The 17,603-nt window shown below is 56.0% G+C and carries 12 protein-coding genes; 2 read left to right on the plus strand and 10 right to left on the minus strand.

Annotated features, from left to right (window positions below; translation table 11 throughout):
- Positions 1-1,447 precede the first annotated feature (1,447 nt).
- Positions 1,448-1,990 carry a phosphatase PAP2 family protein gene (locus ACIQJ2_RS00710; protein WP_400746409.1) on the plus strand — a complete coding sequence of 181 codons (543 nt, stop codon included), beginning with the start codon at positions 1,448-1,450 and terminating at the stop codon, positions 1,988-1,990.
- Between the two features lie 820 nt (positions 1,991-2,810).
- On the opposite strand, the gene ACIQJ2_RS00715 is transcribed toward ACIQJ2_RS00710, so the two are convergent.
- From ACIQJ2_RS00715 to ACIQJ2_RS00735, 5 genes are all read right to left on the minus strand, one after another.
- Complete coding sequence (locus ACIQJ2_RS00715) at positions 2,811-3,608, minus strand: hypothetical protein (RefSeq protein ID WP_400666585.1); 798 nt, start codon at positions 3,606-3,608, stop codon at positions 2,811-2,813.
- A gap of 40 nt (positions 3,609-3,648) precedes the next feature.
- On the minus strand, positions 3,649-3,903 hold the full coding sequence (locus tag ACIQJ2_RS00720) for a hypothetical protein (protein ID WP_400666583.1): 255 nt from the start codon (positions 3,901-3,903) through the stop codon (positions 3,649-3,651).
- 1,109 nt (positions 3,904-5,012) lie between these two features.
- Positions 5,013-6,044 (minus strand): ABC transporter substrate-binding protein, encoded by a 1,032-nt coding sequence (locus ACIQJ2_RS00725; protein ID WP_400666581.1) that lies wholly within the window; start codon positions 6,042-6,044, stop codon positions 5,013-5,015.
- A 55-nt stretch (positions 6,045-6,099) separates the two neighbouring features.
- Entirely contained in the window at positions 6,100-6,990 is an 891-nt protein-coding gene (locus ACIQJ2_RS00730) for an ABC transporter permease (protein ID WP_400666579.1), read from the minus strand.
- Positions 6,990-7,823 (minus strand): ABC transporter ATP-binding protein, encoded by an 834-nt coding sequence (locus tag ACIQJ2_RS00735; RefSeq protein WP_400666577.1) that lies wholly within the window; start codon positions 7,821-7,823, stop codon positions 6,990-6,992. Before ACIQJ2_RS00735 ends, ACIQJ2_RS00730 begins: the two co-directional genes overlap by 1 nt.
- A gap of 265 nt (positions 7,824-8,088) precedes the next feature.
- Between ACIQJ2_RS00735 and ACIQJ2_RS00740 the strand changes: the two genes are divergently transcribed.
- Positions 8,089-9,150 carry an ABC transporter substrate-binding protein gene (locus ACIQJ2_RS00740; protein ID WP_400666842.1) on the plus strand — a complete coding sequence of 354 codons (1,062 nt, stop codon included), beginning with the start codon at positions 8,089-8,091 and terminating at the stop codon, positions 9,148-9,150.
- Here the strand turns inward: ACIQJ2_RS00740 and ACIQJ2_RS00745 are convergent, their stop codons facing one another.
- The 5 genes from ACIQJ2_RS00745 to ACIQJ2_RS00765 all read right to left on the minus strand — a co-directional run bounded on the left by ACIQJ2_RS00745 (position 9,151) and on the right by ACIQJ2_RS00765 (position 17,032).
- On the minus strand, positions 9,151-10,533 hold the full coding sequence (locus ACIQJ2_RS00745; protein WP_400666575.1) for a sensor histidine kinase: 1,383 nt from the start codon (positions 10,531-10,533) through the stop codon (positions 9,151-9,153).
- 32 nt (positions 10,534-10,565) lie between these two features.
- Positions 10,566-11,237 (minus strand): response regulator, encoded by a 672-nt coding sequence (locus ACIQJ2_RS00750; RefSeq protein ID WP_400666573.1) that lies wholly within the window; start codon positions 11,235-11,237, stop codon positions 10,566-10,568.
- Between the two features lie 757 nt (positions 11,238-11,994).
- Entirely contained in the window at positions 11,995-15,171 is a 3,177-nt protein-coding gene (locus ACIQJ2_RS00755) for an efflux RND transporter permease subunit (RefSeq protein WP_400666571.1), read from the minus strand.
- Positions 15,168-16,628 carry an efflux RND transporter periplasmic adaptor subunit gene (locus ACIQJ2_RS00760; RefSeq protein WP_400666569.1) on the minus strand — a complete coding sequence of 487 codons (1,461 nt, stop codon included), beginning with the start codon at positions 16,626-16,628 and terminating at the stop codon, positions 15,168-15,170. Before ACIQJ2_RS00760 ends, ACIQJ2_RS00755 begins: the two co-directional genes overlap by 4 nt.
- Positions 16,625-17,032, minus strand: coding sequence for a FixH family protein (locus ACIQJ2_RS00765; protein WP_400666567.1), 408 nt, complete (start codon positions 17,030-17,032; stop codon positions 16,625-16,627). Before ACIQJ2_RS00765 ends, ACIQJ2_RS00760 begins: the two co-directional genes overlap by 4 nt.
- Positions 17,033-17,603 lie beyond the last annotated feature (571 nt).

A 17,603-nucleotide genomic window follows, 5' to 3' on the forward strand; every position in this document is an offset into this window, starting at 1 on the left:
GCTCCGGAGCACGGGGACCGTTGTCGGAGACCAGCGGCGGACGCGTTTCTCTCTGCCTACCGTGATGTTGTCGACAGCACCGCTATTTGGCATGTATCGGGGACCGCTTTCCGCAATCGTCTCTATCAGGGGCCGCAAGTCGTCAAAATCAATTCTCACGTGCGCCCCAACTGCCAGTCCGACAAAACCAAGATCGAACTGCTTTTCCTCTGTTGCAACTAGAGGACCCGACGCGACGTCCTTCATGGCTTCCGAGATCGAAAACACGTGTCCTGGCTGTCGGGGGCCGCTCCCATCGGCTGATCTTGAAAAGTTTGGCCGTGAGCGCGGAAACGTGCCTGGCGCCTGGGCACAATTCCGCGAGACGCTCCTCGAGACCAAGATTGCTGTTTAGCGAGATGTTTCCAATCTGCAATGTCAACGCAGATAATGGGTGCGTAGCACATATGCTGCATCCGGAGGAGACATCTGCTAAAGGCGATAAGGATCCAAGAAAGGGGTATTTGCCATTAGGATAGGAATAATAGCTTGCGCCGCGGGATCACGCGGCCAACTTCTTGCGGACGACGATTTGCTGTGTCGCTTGCCTAGGCGTGACCATGGAGAAGACGCGCCATTCCTTTTCCATCTGAAAAGTCCGAGAAGCCTGTGTGTTTGAACCGGAATACTGACCGACTTGTCGGCCGTCTTAGCCTCCCGTCCGTCAGCATTGGTGACCTCCATGAGATAGTCATCCTCGCTATCATGAGGAGGAAGAGCCGCCCTATCCGCTGCAATGAACGTCAGATCGCCAACATTGCGGCGGATGACGCTGCTGGAGATCGAAGAAACTCGCTGCTCTCCGTCATCGTGAATGCATACCGGGTGGATCGGAACGCGATGGCGATAAACGTAAAGAGGATCGACAAAGAGTGGGGTGGCAGTGCGATGCGAGGTTATGATTTTGGAGCAACCTAGCCAACTCCATGGACATTCCATATAGCGCGGTTAACCCAGAATTATAAACGTTCGTACGGCGTCCGCGGTCCACGGGCTGAGTTTGCTCTAACTATGTTGCGCGATCACGTCCATTTGATTAGGGACGACGGAGACTACCCGCCTATGGCTGCAGCTCGATTGACGACCCAAATGCAGGGCTATCTTGATCTCCGGACGACACACTGCGAGGATCCTTAAAAAAGCGGCCCACCCCTCGGAAGATTGATAGATCGGGACATCGGCGTCCGCGGATGGCCGTCCCAGTTGAACTCCTGTCAAAACCGGTCAGGTGTCCGTTATAAACGACGAGGCGCTCACTGTGATCCGGCTCGTTTAACTGCTGAAAAAATGGTTGCGGAATGCTTTGCGCAATTGGGAGCGACCGACGAAGTTACAGACGCGGCGCAAGCTGTTCAATCAAACTCCTCGATGAGGCATTGCATTACTTGTTTAACGCTAGGAGCTGATGATGGATGTAGTTATCACGCATTGGATCAATGGTTGGGCTGGATGGAATTCGATTCTCGATACCGCGGTTATCGCATTCACTCAGTTGGGAGTACCAATACTTGTCTTCTTTGTCGTATTACAATGGTGGTCCAAAAATGACCGACGTCATGTGAGACATGCCTGCATCGCCTGTTGTCTAGCTTTTCTACTGGGTCTTGGCCTCAATCAGATCATCATTCTGTTTATTCATCGCATGCGACCGTATGAGCTCGGCGTTACTCACCTCATCATCGATCTAAGCACAGATGCATCGTTTCCATCCGATCACGCCACCGCAACTTTCACGATCGCCTTTTCGCTCTTGGCCGAAGGGCTCCGTCGTAGGGGCTCGATTGCACTTGCAGCGGCTATCCTCATTAGTCTGTCCCGGGTTTATGTTGGCACGCACTACGCTTCCGATCTGCTAGGTGGCGCTCTGATGGCCATAATAGCAACCTCACTCGTTCAAGCATTCTACAGGGAAGACAGCAAGCTCGACCGCATCGTAACGTCGATACTTTAAGCCCGTGGGAGGGGGATATTCGATCCCGCCCGTAAGACTAAGGAACCGAATTTGCAACAGCTTGGCAACATCAGCTGACCCATCAAGGATGTTATGCGCGCGATTTCAACTGCTACCAGTCCAAAAATCGTCAGACACTGGGTAGAGCTTTCGAAGTGGTATGCTCCAGCCAATGATGAGGTAATCAGCGACAGCCAGTTTACGCTGCGGCGCTAGAGACACGCCGAAAATCAGGCCTCGGCCGAGAAAGCCAAAACTTCCCTAAATTACTTGATCCCGAACTTTGAATTTTCAGAATCATGAAGCGAGCAAAGCAAGAGTGCGGCAATTCAAGTATGGTCGCATAACGGTGAAGGCCGGCACACTGGAGGCTGAATGGCCCCAAGCAAAAAAGCGAAAAAAAGTCGCATCGCAACAGATGAAAATCGGACGATAGTTGCGGTTGTCTGCCGGTCTTTCGACAAGCAAGCGCACTTCTCAAATGGCTAAATTCACACCATTCCACGCCATCTGCGCACGGAAGCTTTGCCCTTGTCAAACAGCAGAGGATCGGGACCGAAATGCGGTATAGCATGTAACTTCGCACTTGAGCTTTCTCACAGAGGTAAAGTGGCAGATATCGACCTGCACTGACTATGTGCTCGTCCTCCTGCCATGAACGACGAATCCTGCGAACGGCTTAATGGCCGATCGGGTGTACCCGGTCGGCCATATCGTCATCTCGATCCTGTCTTCGTTGCAGGCTGAATTTGATCGCAGCACCGTTTAGAAGTGGCTAGCCAAAAACGCGGGATATACGTCTGAAGATCAAGGTCCTGTGCTAAAGAGAATCGAGGTCGAGGACCATTGCGTCATCTTTGGTTCGGCTGCGATGGACTGTCATATAAACGACGATCACGATAATCCCGGCAAGAAAGAGAAGACTTGTTGCAGTTGTTCCGAACCCCAATCCTCCATATTCCTGAGGTTGAGAAAGTAGATCGCCAAATGAGGCGCCGAGTGGTCGTGTAAAGATATATGCAAGCCAAAACGCGAGTATGCCGTTAAGCCTAAAAATGTAGTAGGCGAAGGCAGTGAGAGCTATTATTCCGCCAAAAATAAAGCCGGTCGCGAGATAGCCAAGACTGAATTGCTCGGCTACCAGATCGCCCGACGACGTCCCGAGCGCGAATGTGAACAGGATCGCGAGCCAATAGAAGACCTCGCGACGAGTCGTGAAAATCGTGTGGATCGAAAGTGTCCGCTCGCTCAAATACCATGCAGCGAACGTGACCGCGAGTGCTATGCCGAAGGCTATAGTTGTTGTCGTAAGCGCAATTCCGAAGTTATCGACGAGATTGTCGCTAACGAGTGTACCGACGACACTGATCATGACCACTGCAAGCCAATAGGACCAGGGTACATATCGTTTCTGTGCAAACTGCAAGACAAGCGCTATCGCCAACAATGCGCACATGATGGCCGATGTCAACGATAGGCCGAGGCCGAGATTTACTGCAAGATAGTCAGCCGCAGTCTCACCCATGGTGACTGCCAAAAGCTTGATAATCCAAAAATCCGCCGTTACTTCAGGAACACGGTTTGGTGTGGAAGCACCTGGCTTTGTTGATGAAGGCATCGTTTTCTCCTTCTCTCTGCGTAGGGCCACGCGCCGGCCTTTACTTGCCGAGAATCTTCAGGGCCTGGGTAAAGAATTCATCGGCACGCTTGTCATCGTCGGCGTTGCAACGTTCAATTCCCTTGGCTTCAAGATCGGAGATTCTTGCCTTGTCGGCATCGGTCGGCTTGGCAGAGACCTCGGCTGTGCGTAGCTGCTTGAGCATTTCCTCGCACGGTACGTTCGCTGCCTGCACCGCACCTGCTGCATAAAGGCCACTCGCAAATACAACTACTGGCAGAATTATGTTCTTCATCCGACTTTTCCCTTTAATCGATGTTTGTGAAAGACCGCATCGGCGGACGGCTCCACAGCTAACTGCTGATTCTCGCTTACACCTGTCTCAGAGTTTACAGTTTCGTAAAGTTTCGAACGCGCGCCAATCGCTTGCCTACCCATGTCATTGGGAAGTAATTCCGTCAGTCAACTTCATCAAGTTCCGGTATTATCTGCGCGGGAGCGGCGAGTCGCAGATTCCATCTTCGAATGCAACCGAGACAATATTGGCCATGATTTTGGGAGGATGGGATAGCACGCTCTTCTATGCAGTTGAGTGTGGACGAGCCTCGCATCACTGCGAGGATGGATAAGAAGAAGATCAGTCAAAGCGAGATCGCGCGCGCCCTTCGCCGCGATCGCTCGACGATATGCGCCCAACGGCGACGGAACAACTGGTATAATGCTGAGGTTTCTGCGGTCGACGACTACTGGCTTGTGACGGCTTCTCAAATGGCCGCCCCCTTCGGCGGCGCTATCGCAAGTTGCTGCGTGATCCACATCTCCGCGCTGCCGTCATCGATCGCCAGAAGCGGATCTTTTGCGAAATCGAGTTATGGGACGATCCATCAGTAAGTCTATTCTGTGGAAGGCTAGGATCAGGAAATCGCCCATTATTCGCTGGATGGCGACGAAAGCGACGCCGCCGCTACGCGCGAAAGTCGAAAAGCCTGGTCGTTCCAATGGAATGCGCCATTCGACGTCGACCTGAATCGATCGATCACTATAGCGCGTCTGGTCATTGAGAGGCGGATCTGATGATCTTGAGAAGGAAACTTGGATGCGCCACCGTCATCAAACGCAAGAGCCGCTTTGCGATTCGGTTTCGCAAAAGACAGACGGCCAAAGCTGACCAGAATCCCGATGATACGCCATCTAGCACCCCAACCGGCGCAAGCTCGGTACAGTTTGACATTCGACCGGCGGCCGAAGCTTATCTCGTGGCCAAAAACGAGAACAAGCCATGACACCTGTTGGCTTTGGAAAGGCAAAGCATCTAGTTTTGTAAAAAGTTCTGCATTCGATCTGGACCCTGCCAGACGAGCGGCGGGGGTTGTTAAAGCCCCCGCCGAGCGGATTTTCCCGAGATTACTTCGTGTATCCCTCAGTTTTATTCGCTTCGATCGCGAATTCATCAGTGTAGGTGGCTGGCAGATTCACCTCGCCATTGATCTTGCCGGCCGCCTTTTCCACCGCAAGCACGGTTTCGGGGCCGCCCTTGGGCATCAAGCCGTCAGGCAAGAATTGGCCTTTATCCTTGGCGAGTGCGTCGATATACTCTTGCTTGCTGGAGAGAGGATTGCTGGTGAAGCTGGCAGGCAGGTGGTCGGCGATATCGGCCGCCGAATGAGTTGCGATGTAATGCATTGTCGCGACAAGTGCATTGACGACCTTTTGCGTTGTTGCCTTGTTCTTCTCCACCCAATCTCCGCGAGCGAGCACCGAAGCGGTCGGCCACGTACCCCCCAACCATTTCGTTGCACCTTCGGTCGAAGCGAGATCGAATGCGGAATAGCCGATGCCCTTCTTCTCGATTGCGTTGACAGTCGGCTGCGTCGTCATGCCGCAAACAATTCTGCCGTGCTGGAGTGCGGCGAGTAGCGTTGCGCCGGCACCAACCGAAACACGGCTGAAATCCTTCGTCGTCAACTTATCGCGCGCCGCCATAAAGAGGGTCAAATCATCGGTACCCGAACCGATATCGGTCACGCCGACTGCCTTCCCCTTCCAGTCGCCTGGCGTTTTGATGTTAGTGCCCTTGGCGCACATTTCACGCTCACCGGGCGCACCCGAAAGCTGCACGACACCAATCACTTTCTTGCCGTGTAGCTGAAAGTCTATGGTGTGATTGTACCAGGCGCCAGCCATCTCCACCTCGCCAGACGCAACAGCTTCCTCGGCACCAACACCACCTGCTGTCTCGGTGCTGAGTTCGACATTTACGCCATACTTCTTGTAGTAGCCCAACCCTTCCGCGAGCTGGTAAGGCAGATAAATCTGCTTGTCGATACCCCCGACCATCAGCTTGACTGTCGGCATCGCCTCATCGGCCTTCACCGCCAAGACTGACGTCATCATGGCGGTCATTGCAATTGCGGTTAGTTTCCAGCTTTTCACCATGGTCTCACTCCCTTTTTCATGGTCGAAATCGATTGATAGCTGCGCGCTCAACGGCTCAAAGCCCTTGAGTATTTTGTTCGCGGGATTGTGAAGGCTGCCAGGCCAAGAGGCGCTTTTCGATCTTCGCCATGATCGCCTCCGCGCCCAGCGCCAGAAGGCCGATCACAAGCATCGCCGCAAATACGCCGTTGGCATCGAACGTGTTTTGTGCTGTGGCAATCACCAATCCAAGACCGCGTTCGGCACCTAAGAATTCGCCGACGATCGCGCCGATAATCGAGAAGCCGAGAGCAACGTGAAGGCTGGCGATAATCCAAGTCATGGCAGATGGAAAAATGACGTACTGCACGAGTTGAAGACGCGAGGCACCGAGAATTCGCATATTGGCGATCAGGTTCCTGTCAACGCTCCTCACCCCCTGGAATGCATTGAAGAATACGACAAAAAAGACAAGAACGGCGGCCAGCAAAACCTTGGACGCGAGACCTAGACCCAGCCACATGACAAAAATGGAACCGAGCACAATGCGCGGAAGCGCGTTCAAAATCTTGATATATGGCCCGACGACATCAGCTAAAAACGCAATCTCGCCCAACGTTACGCCAAACAAAATTCCGCCTGCTACACCGGCGATAAAACCGAGCAACGCTTCCTCGAGCGTGATCCCGACCTGCAGCCAAAGTGAGCCGTAGGCGGTTCCGTTGATGCACCAATCGACCAAGCGCTCGACGATACCGACTGGCGAACCGAAGAAAAATGGGTCGATGAGTCCGCTTCGTGCTCCAAATTCCCACAAGCCGAGAAAGACAGCCAGAAGTAGCGCGCGGCTGGCGATGACCTGTCGCTTGCGGCGCGCAATGCGCTTCTTTGCAGCGCTGACGACCACCAGTTCCTCTTGCGAAAGTGCGGCTGTGCGAAGATCGTTATGAGTATCTGCCGTGGTCATCAGGCGGCTCCCTTGGCAGCACTGGAAGTTCTGGAATAAGCACGCTCCACTTCTTCACGAAGCGCCTGCCAAATCATTTGGTACAATTCGAGAAAACGTGGCTTGAACCGAATTTCCTGCACTTCGCCGCGCGGCCGAGGCAAATCAATGTCAAATACCGCCTTAACCGTTCCCGGGCCGGACGAAATAACGACGACGCGATCCGCCAAAGCGATGGCCTCCTCCAGATCATGAGTGACGAACATCACCGAGGGACGGTTTTTTTCCCAAAGTGTAAGGAGCTCGTTGGACATGATGGCGCGCGTCTGCACATCCAGTGCCGAAAAGGGTTCGTCCATCAGCAGTAGCGATGGCTTATTGATTAACGCGGCTGCGAGGCTGACACGCTTGCGCATGCCGCCGGAAAGCTGATGAGGATAGTGGTTTTCGAAGCCTGCAAGACCAACGGTCGTCAACCAATCGCGCGCCTCCTGCAGCGCTTGCGACTTGTCGTGACCTTTAAAGATGGGGCCGAGGGCGACATTCGTAAGCACTGACTTCCAGGGCAGCAACGCGTCGTTCTGGAAAACGAAACCCGCCCCTTGCGTCAATCCATCAACGGTTCTGCCAGAGACCTTCACAACACCGGCACTCGGCATATCGAGCCCCGCCGCCATGGTGAGTGTTGTTGATTTGCCGCATCCGGTTGGGCCGACAATCGCGCAGAATTGCCCCGGCTCGACCGTCAGATTGACATTGCGTAGCGCTGTCATTGCGACACCTGTGGGCGAGACAAAACGCTTGGTGACATTGGACAGTTCAACGCCGGCCTGTCCGGTTGCAATTTTCGACATAACTCCTCCGCTTTGGATATTACACCCAGAAAGTAAAGTAGGATTTCGCACTTCTGGAATGGAATTTAAAATAAAGATCAGCAGCGGCCGCTGACCGCAACATAGATCGATATAAAAATTGGTTTTACGCTCGCATCACGAGCTAACGTACGAATATACTTCGTATTATCTTCCCACGCAGAAATCTCCTCCGGGCAATGCATAACATCACTTGCTTACACCGACCTTTCAGTCCTATAGAAAGTTGGGAGCGCGAGGAGAAAAGATGGGAAAGGGATTGTGGCCGTTCGCCGATAGCTTGCGAAAGACCGCGAGGCGATCCCTGCATAGTCTTAATGTAGCGATTGTGACGGCGGTTCTGTTGGCGAGCGCCGGGCCACAGACAATAGCCCAAACCTCGGAAGTCTCCCTTATGATCGGTGGCATGGAGAAACAAATCTACCTTCCAGCCATCCTGGCCGAAAAACTCGGCTATTTCGGCGACGAAGGGCTCAATGTGCATCTGCTGAGCGAACCTGCAGGCGTTGAGGCCACCGATGAAATGCTCGCAGGTGCCGTGCAAGGCGTTGTCGGCTTCTACGATCACACGATCGATTTGCAGGGACTCGGCAAATATACGGAAAGCGTTGTTCAGTTCAGTTCCGCACCTGGTGAGGTGGAAATGGTCTCAGACGCGCTGCCAAATGTAAGGAACATGGCGGATCTCAAAGGCATGCGGGTCGGCATTACTGATCTTGGCTCTTCCACTGACTTCCTGACGGAATATCTTCTTGGCAAAGCCGGCCTTTCTTTCGATACGGTATCCCCGGATCCGATCGGCGCCGGTGACAGCCTCATTGCTGCAATAAAACAGAACCGAATCCAGGCCGCAATGACAACAGAACCGACTGTGTCGCGCCTGATCAAACTGAAGCTGGCCCATGTCATGATTGACATGCGGAGTGAGGAGGGGACGCGGGCTGTCCTGGGTGGCGCCTATCCGGCGGCCTGTCTTTATCTCCAGACATCTTGGGTCGATACTCATCCCGAAACGGTACAGAAGCTCGCGAACGCCTTGGTACGCGCGCTCCGTTTCATTTCCACCCATAGCGCTGAACAGATTGCTGATATCGTGCCGCGTGACTTTCTTGCGGGCGATAGAGATCTTTACGTCAAGGCGCTTAACGATGGTAAGGCGATGTTTACGCAGGACGGACGCATGATGCAAGGCGGACCAGAAACGGTGCTCTCGGTGTTGAAGCAGTTCAACGACAATGTTCGTGGCAAGCAAATCGATCTTTCGCGGACCTTTACGAACCGCTTCATCGATCGTGTGGCACCCGATTAGTCAAACAGCGATTGTTGTCTCTGCAACATCATGCGGGGCCGCCGGAAGACGCACAGCGACGCCAAAGCCTTTGCCAGGCGCAGGGCTATAAAGGTCTAGCTTGCCGTTGCAGATGTCAACGATTTCGGCGACGATCGACAACCCCAGACCGGATCCGGCAGCGGCAGCATTTGTACCGCGCTGAAAGCGCCTCGTCAGGACGGAAAGATCGTCAACGCCTGGCCCCAGCCCATTGTCTTCGATTCTAAGCACAATGTGCTCGCCCTCTCGTTCAATCGAAACGGAAGCCGAGGCTCCTCTTCCAGCGTGTACCAGTACATTTTCGATGAGATTGGTCACCAGCTCCCTGAGCAGTCTTTCGCGCACCATCGCCCATGAAGGCTCCGACGCCTCAAGTGCAAGCACAATACCTTGGTCCAGTGCGCGTGGAACTGCTGCCGCAATGATCTCACGTGCAACCTCTCGGAGTTCAATTTCGCGCGGTGGTAACGCTCGAATGTTCTCCACTCGGGCAAGTGCTAAAAGCTGTAGCGTCATGCGGGACATCGAACCAAGATCATCGCTTACGGCTGCGAGCGTCTCGCGCAGTTCTTTTTCGTCCTTAGCACGGATTGCGTAGGCAATCTGCGTCTTCATAACAGCTAAAGGCGTTCTGAGTTGATGCGCCGCAGCATCGAGAAATCGGCGCTGGCGCCCGACGATATCCAGAAGTCGGGCCATATGACTGTTGATGGCCTCGACGAAGGGGCGCAATTCCTGATGTATCGTATCCGTGTCAAAGGGCTCGAGGCGGTCGGGAGCACGTGAAAGAACGGCTTCGCGCAGCGCAAGCAACGGCCGCAATTCCCGACTTATGCCCACCCAAATAAAAAGCGCAGCCGCCAGCACGACGCCCGCCTGCTCGATAAACCCCCTCAGCCATAGCTGCCTCTCCATGGCGTGGCTACTGTTGAGCGTTTCACCGACCATCACCAAGACCGGCGTTGAGCCTTGCGGGGTCACTATAGGCTGTCGCAAAGCGACCGCCCACATCGTCTCGTCACGGAACGAAACTGGATAGAAACGATATTCAAAGTCCTGAATTACGCCAGATGGCAATGAAAGCTCCGGAAAGCCGGTGATCAGATGCCCATCGATTGCCTCGACGCGATAGGCGACTTCATCATGCCCGCCGGAATCGAAAAGCTCAAGAGCGGCCGGCGGCACGACAGCGCGAATGCGTTCGCCGTCGTAGTGCATTTGCTCTGCAATGACACGCGCCGAGGCAAGCAATTGCTGCTCATTGAGAAGTCTCGCCTGACGCCGCGCCGCGCCTAGAGAAAACCAAAGACTTAATGTCAGCAGCCCGGCAATCGGTATCATAACCCAAAGCAACAGGTTCAACCGAAGACTGCGACGAGAAAGGAAGCGCATCATTAGTTCTTGGCGAGCCTTAAAAGATAGCCAACTCCGCGCACGGTTTCGATAAAGACAGGCAGATCTTCAAGTTTCTTGCGCAGCCTGTGAATATTTACCTCGATTGTTGCAGGACTCACCTCGTCATCCATCCCATACATGCCTTCTAAAAGCATTTCTTTACTTATGATTGCCCCACCGTGGCGCAACAGAACCTCAAGCAGAGCGTGCTCGCGTGCGGATACCAAAAAAGGCTTGCCATCAATTGTGAAGTTGCGTGTGGCGAAATCGAATGCCAAAGGGCCGAAGCGCAATTCCTGCGCCATGGAGAGTTTCGCTCGACGAAGAAGTGCTTTTAGACGGGCATCCAGTTCCTCAAGTTCGAAAGGCTTGGTCATATAGTCATCGGCCCCGATGTTTAGCCCTTCCACACGTGTGCTTAGCTTATCTTCAGCCGTCAGGATCATGATTGGCATGGCAAAACATTTAGCACGCAGTTGGCGAATAAGATCTTGCCCACTGATGCCGGGAAGGCCGAGATCGACTATCGCCAGATCGTAGATGTTAAGATCCGTGCCATCGATCGCCGTTTCTCCATCTGGAACGCAATCGACGACATAATGTTCGCTGCGTAGAAGCTTGGCCAGCCACGTAGAAAGCCCAGCATTGTCTTCAACCAAAAGCAACCTCATGGGCCTGGATTCCCCTAGCACAATTTGATGAACCAACTTTATCCCAACCAAACATGAAGGGAAGCAGCCGACACAGGTTTTCAAGGTGATTGAACTTTTATAACTCGAGATTCTGTAGCTGCCAGTTTCATGACCCGCTTGGGAGCAATACCTTAGATTGGGCTGCGATCACCGCTTGGTACTACATCATCACGAAATAGCTCTGCGGGTCTTCGATCATGATCAATGGTCCCTTCCCGAGCCGCCAAACCCGCGGCGCTGCTATCTTTAAGCCCCGCGTTGTCAACATCGAGCCCTTGCGCAATCGCGGTACCTGGTCGATTCCATATAAGTCCAGTACCGATCATTGTGCTCAAAGGGAGCCTGAGAGCATTTCCGGCGCCCTCCCCTACCGATGAGCTCAATCTATATCGTCTCCGGCTCGCCTGCCATCGTCACTATCATCGATATGCCAGTCGCCTCTAACGAAGACCGCGAGCTGGAAGGAAACAAGCATGCAAGCCGACCAGGTTTTCATGACGGCCGAGCGGGTGACGCTAAAACACATTCAACACACGGTGATGATCTTTGGCCGCGTCCATACGCCCGCCTCGTGGCATGACGATCCACGAAGCGGGCGATGACTTCATCGGGAGAAGAGGTATTTAATAAGCGCCGCGATCACCAGCACGATTACCAGGAGCCCAAGGATACCCGCGAGCCCCATGCCCCACATCATGCCGCTGCCCATCATGTCATTCGTCATGGTCACTCCCTCTCATTCTGCAGCCTCGAGGTTACGCCCGTCGTCTGCTGTGACGGATTGCCCGATCGCGGATGCCGCCGCAGGCAGCCGCCATCCCTTTACCAGCCCATAGACCGCAGGAATGACGATCAGCGTCAACAACGTCGAGGACACCATGCCGCCGATCATCGGCACGGCGATGCGCTGCATGATCTCCGAGCCCGTGCCGGTTCTCCAGAGGATCGGCACCAGCCCCGCCATGATGGCGACGACGGTCATCATCTTCGGGCGGACGCGCTCGACCGCTCCAACCATGATCGCCCTGTTGAGATCCAGCTTCGAGAACGCACGACCTTCCTTCTCACAGGCTTCGCGCTGCTCCTTCATCGCGTGGTCGAGGTAGATCAGCATGATCACCCCTGTCTCAGCGGCGACACCGGCAAGCGCGATGAATCCGACGGCGACGGCAACCGAGGCGTTGAAGCCCAGCCACCACATCAGCCAAATACCGCCGACCAATGCGAACGGCAAAGACAGCATGACAATCAAGGTTTCCGTCAGCGCCTTGAAGTTGAGGTAGAGCAGCAAAAAGATCAGCGCCAGTGTAAGGGGAACAACGATCGCGAGCCGCGCCTCGGCCCGCTCGAGATATTCGAACTGGCCGCTCCAGGCGACCGAGTAGCCGGGAGGCATCGTCACACTTTTAGCGACCGCACGCTGGGCTTCGGCTACATAGCCGCCGAGATCGCGGTTGGCGATGTCGACATAGATGTAGACGGCAAGCTGGCCGTTCTCCGTGCGAATCGTGGTGGCACCACGGGTCAGTTTGACCTCCGCCACTTCGCCAAGAGGAATGGTACCGCCGCCCGGAAGGGATATCTGCACATCCCTGGCGATGGATTGCGGATCGCTCCGGAGCGCTCGTGGATACCGGATCGCCACGCCATAACGCTCCCGGCCTTCGACGGTCGAGGTGATGACCTCGGAGCCGAGTGCCATGCCGACGACGTCCTGGACGTCATTGATGGTCAGACCATAACGGCCGAGCGCCGTTCGATCGGGAACGATGTCGAGATAATAGCCGCCGATCACCCGCTCCGCATAGGCGCTCGACGTACCAGGAACCGTCTTCAGCACGGTCTCGATCTGCCGAGCGATCTTCTCCATCTCGCCGAGATCGGTGCCATAGACCTTGACCCCGACGGGCGTCCTGATCCCGGTCGACAGCATGTCGATGCGGGCGCGGATCGGCATGGTCCAGGCATTGGAGACACCGGGAAATTGCAGGGCGGCATCCATCTCCTGTTTCAGGCTGTCGGTGGTCACGCCAGGCCGCCACTCGGATTTGGGTTTCAGCGTGATGATCGTTTCGAACATTTCCGTTGGAGCCGGATCGGTGGCGGTGAGCGCGCGCCCTGCCTTGCCGAAGACGCTCTGGACCTCGGGGAAGGATTTGATGATGCGGTCCTGCGTCTGCATCAGTTCGGCCGCCTTGGTGATGGATATGCCGGGCAAGGTTGTCGGCATGTACATCAGCGTACCCTCATCGAGATTGGGCATGAACTCGCTGCCGATGTGCTGGACGGGCCAGACCGTGACGCCGAGTATAACCAGCGCTGCCATGATGGTCAGCGTCTTCACTCTGAGAACACCGGATATGACCGGACGGTAGATCCAGATGAGGAACCGGTTCAGCGGGTTCTTATGTTCCGGGACGATATATCCCCTGACGAACAGGATCATCAGCGCGGGTACCAGCGTTACCGATAGCAGAGCGGCCGCCGCCATGGAGAAGGTCTTGGTGAAGGCGAGCGGACCGAACAGGCGGCCTTCCTGCGATTCCAGTGTGAAGATCGGCAGGAACGATACGGTGATGATCAACAGGCTGAAAAACAGCGCCGGGCCGACCTCGCTTGCCGCCTCCACGAGGATTTCCACCCGGGGCTTGTCGGGCGGCGCTCGCTCGAGGTGCTTGTGGGCATTCTCGATCATCACGATGGCGGCATCGATCATCGCCCCGATGGCAATCGCAATGCCGCCGAGGCTCATGATATTTGCGCCAATGCCCAAGAGCTTCATGGCGATGAAGGCCATCAGGATGCCGACGGGGAGCATGATAATGGCGACAAGAGCGCTGCGGACATGGAGTAGGAAGGCGATCGTCACCAATGCAACGACGATCGATTCCTCGACAAGCGTACCTTTCAGGGTTTCGATTGCCGCTTCGATCAGCGTCGAACGGTCGTAGACAGGAACGATCTCGGTTCCTGGCGGAAGGCTGCTCTTGATGGAGTCGAGGCTCTTCTTGGCGTTGTCGATGACCGTCAGCGCGTTGGCACCAAACCGCTGCAGGACTATGCCGCTTGCGACTTCACCTTCGCCATTCAGTTCGGTGATACCGCGTCGCTCATCGGGAACGAGTTCTACCCTGGCGACGTCGCTCAATTTGAGCGGCACGCCGTTCTGGCTTTTCAGGACGATGCTCTCGATGTCGGGGATGCCCTTGAGATAGCCGCGCCCGCGCACCATGAACTCGAATTCGGAGAGTTCGACGGTGCGGCCACCGACATCGGTGTTGCTGGCGCGCACCGCATTGGCGACATCGTTGAGCGTGACGCCCTGCGCCTTCAGCCGGGCCGGATCGACAACGATGGAATACTGCTTGACGAAGCCGCCGACACTCGCGACTTCAGATACGCCTTCGGACTTCGAGACGGCGAAGCGCACCGCCCAATCCTGTAGGGATCGCAACTCGGCGAGCGACAGTTGCTTGGCGACTACTGCGTACTGATAGACCCAGCCGACACCTGTGGCATCAGGACCGAGCGTCGGCGTGACGCCCTGCGGCAGGCGGCTCTGGGCGGCGTTCAGATATTCGAGTACGCGGCTGCGCGCCCAGTAGGGATCGGTGCCATCGTCGAAGATCACATAGACGAAGGAGACACCGAAGAACGAGAAGCCACGCACCACCTTCGACTTCGGCACCGTGAGCATCGACGTCGTCAGCGGATAGGTGACCTGGTCCTCCACGACCTGCGGGGCCTGGCCTGGATATTCGGTGTAGACGATCACCTGGATGTCGGAGAGATCCGGGATGGCGTCGAGCGGCAGGGACCGCAGCGCGTAGATGCCGCCTGCGACGGCAAGTGCCGCGCCGACGAAGATCAGGACGAGATTGTGGGCGGACCACGAGATGACGCGGGAGATCATGGCTTTGCCTCCTCTGACGTCATGGCACTGAGCGCCGAGTTCAGGTTGCTTTCGGCGTCGAGCAGGAAGTTGGCGGCAACCACCACCTTATCGCCGGCGGCGACGCCTTTGGTGATCTCCGTCTGGTCTTCGCCCCGGACGCCAAGCTTGACATCCTTCGGCTCGAACTGTCCGTCGCCCTTGTCGAGGAACACGACTTGGCGGTCGCCGGTGTCGATCACGGCGCTGTTGGGGACAGCGACGACCGGACTGGGTGCGCCGGCCTCGATCTCGACGTCGGCATACATATTGGCCAGCAGCAGGCCCTCCGGATTGGGAAGCTCGATACGTACTTTCGTCGTCCGTGTCTGCATATCGACCTGCGGATAGATCAGATCGACCACGCCCTTGAATGTCTTGCCGGGAAGGCTCCTGACAGCGACATTGACCTCGGCTCCATTGCGGACGGAACCGAGATTGTATTCCGGCACGTCGGCCATCACCCAGACGTTGGAGATATCGGCGATACGGAACAGCACGTCGCCTGGCTTGGCCATCATGCCCGGCGTTGCCAGACGTTCGAGAACGATGCCGTCGCGCGGTGCGAGATAGCTGATGCTGGTCGGCACCTGATGGGTCCGGGCTATGCCCGCAATTGTTTCATCCGAAACGCCGAGGTTCTTGAGGCGCAATGCCGAACCGGCATCGCCACTTGCCCGCATATCTCCTCGCCCACCGGCAGCGAACTCGGAAGCAGCGCTGGCGATGTCCTTCGAATAGAAGCTGAAGAGGCGCTGGCCCTTGTTGATGTGGTCTCCTGTTGTGACATTGGCCACATCATCGACAAAGGAGTCCGTCCGCATCGAGATGATGCTGACGAGGCGTTCGTCCAAGGTGACGGTGCCCGGCACTTGGATTTTCCGACTGATGCTGGCCATCTCAGCGATCGCCGTCTTTACACCCGTGCGTTGAAGCTTGCCGGGAGAGACTTTCACTGACGAGGCATCGCTTTGATTGCCCTCGAAGACCGGAATGTAGTCCATACCCATCGAGTCCTTCTTCGGCACCTTGGAGCTGTCCGGAAGACCCATTGGGTTGCGGTAGTAGAGCAGCTTCCCTTTGGCGGGAGTGGCTGCGGACGACGACATGGTCGTTTCCGTCTCGGCCGGCTTAGGGGTGATCTCGGCGAAGCTCACATCCTCGCTCGCATGCACGGCCAGGAAATCGCGACCGTCCGCCGTCCTCCTCGGTCCCGCCGAATAAGCCGGACGGCCATTGGGATCCCGATAGTAAATGATCGGCCCGGATCCCGAGGTGCTGACGGCTACGGTAGCTGCCGCTACGCTTTCAACACCAATAATGGAGCGGAGCCATGGTAGGTCAGGCAGCGCGACACCACGCTGGCCGGCCCAAAGGCCTCCAGCCCCCACCGCCACAAGGGCGGCGAGGGTGAGGCCGGTTCGACCCCCGTTTTTCATGGAACAGCCTTGAACACGAGCTTGCTTTCCAGCGTGTCTGGCTCGCCCTGGAGCTTGGCGCCGAGCGACAGACGCCAGCCACCACCCGCGGAAATCTGTGCCTTGAAGCGGTAGATGCCGGGCTCAACCGAAGGCAGGGTCTCGATCGGCGCTGCCATCATCTCCATGCCGTCCGGCGCCATGTCGACGCGCTGCGCTATGATGACAGCGTCTGGCACGACCTTGCTGGAGCGTTTGTCGACAAGGCGGACGGCAATTATCCCATCACCGCTTTGCTTGATCTCGTTTTGAACGAGTTGGAATTCGTAGTCCTGGATCCCGGCCCAGGCATTGGAGGAGAGGCCCGTGAAGGTCAGGCCGATCAGCGCCGCGGCAGCCGCACGCTTCAGAGTGAAAAGCGTCATTGTTGTTTTCCTGTATTCATCATTGGTTCGTGCGGATGCACCGAATGGCTATGGCGCAAAGCCACGCATTCACCGCCCGACGCTAGCCGAACGGCTCAAAAAGCCTGGAAAGGCCGCGATGAATTCAGGTTCTCGGAGGCCGGTCTGGCGGTGGGCCGGTTGTTGGATTCCGCATTTGATCGTCAATAAGGCCGACAATAACAAGCCTATCGAGATGAAACAGAGCGAATACCCGCTGTGCGACGCCTGGAACGCACTTGGCCATGCAGATGGTCGCAAGCGGGCAGGATTTCTGGCAATCCGGCAGAGACTGTTTCTGATCAGGACAGCAAGACATGCCGACCGCCATTGCGCCCATATCCGTCATCGCCGCCATTGGCTCAGCCACCATTGCCTCGCCTGCCGATGGAGTTGCCATCGGAGCGGTCAGAAGGCCCAAGATCGCCAGGATCGAGAGCAGACGAGAAATGAGGGGCAACAGTCTCATGGCCGATAAACATGGCATATTGTGCGTTGCGGGAAAAGACAGCCGAGTTCACATTTTCGGCACATCATGCTTGGCCCAGGCATG

This window comes from Rhizobium sp. NPDC092011 (assembly GCF_044756305.1).
GTDB lineage: Bacteria > Pseudomonadota > Alphaproteobacteria > Rhizobiales > Rhizobiaceae > Rhizobium.

What these genes read in the sequence shown, in the direction of transcription:
- ACIQJ2_RS00710 (WP_400746409.1), top strand. Translation starts at nt 1,448, where the DNA reads ATGGATGTAGTTATCACGCATTGGATCAATGGTTGGGCTGGATGGAAT.
- ACIQJ2_RS00715 (WP_400666585.1), bottom strand. Translation starts at nt 3,608, where the DNA reads ATGCCTTCATCAACAAAGCCAGGTGCTTCCACACCAAACCGTGTTCCT.
- ACIQJ2_RS00720 (WP_400666583.1), bottom strand. Translation starts at nt 3,903, where the DNA reads ATGAAGAACATAATTCTGCCAGTAGTTGTATTTGCGAGTGGCCTTTAT.
- ACIQJ2_RS00725 (WP_400666581.1), bottom strand. Translation starts at nt 6,044, where the DNA reads ATGGTGAAAAGCTGGAAACTAACCGCAATTGCAATGACCGCCATGATG.
- ACIQJ2_RS00730 (WP_400666579.1), bottom strand. Translation starts at nt 6,990, where the DNA reads ATGACCACGGCAGATACTCATAACGATCTTCGCACAGCCGCACTTTCG.
- ACIQJ2_RS00735 (WP_400666577.1), bottom strand. Translation starts at nt 7,823, where the DNA reads ATGTCGAAAATTGCAACCGGACAGGCCGGCGTTGAACTGTCCAATGTC.
- ACIQJ2_RS00740 (WP_400666842.1), top strand. Translation starts at nt 8,089, where the DNA reads ATGGGAAAGGGATTGTGGCCGTTCGCCGATAGCTTGCGAAAGACCGCG.
- ACIQJ2_RS00750 (WP_400666573.1), bottom strand. Translation starts at nt 11,237, where the DNA reads ATGAGGTTGCTTTTGGTTGAAGACAATGCTGGGCTTTCTACGTGGCTG.
- ACIQJ2_RS00755 (WP_400666571.1), bottom strand. Translation starts at nt 15,171, where the DNA reads ATGATCTCCCGCGTCATCTCGTGGTCCGCCCACAATCTCGTCCTGATC.
- ACIQJ2_RS00760 (WP_400666569.1), bottom strand. Translation starts at nt 16,628, where the DNA reads ATGAAAAACGGGGGTCGAACCGGCCTCACCCTCGCCGCCCTTGTGGCG.
- ACIQJ2_RS00765 (WP_400666567.1), bottom strand. Translation starts at nt 17,032, where the DNA reads ATGACGCTTTTCACTCTGAAGCGTGCGGCTGCCGCGGCGCTGATCGGC.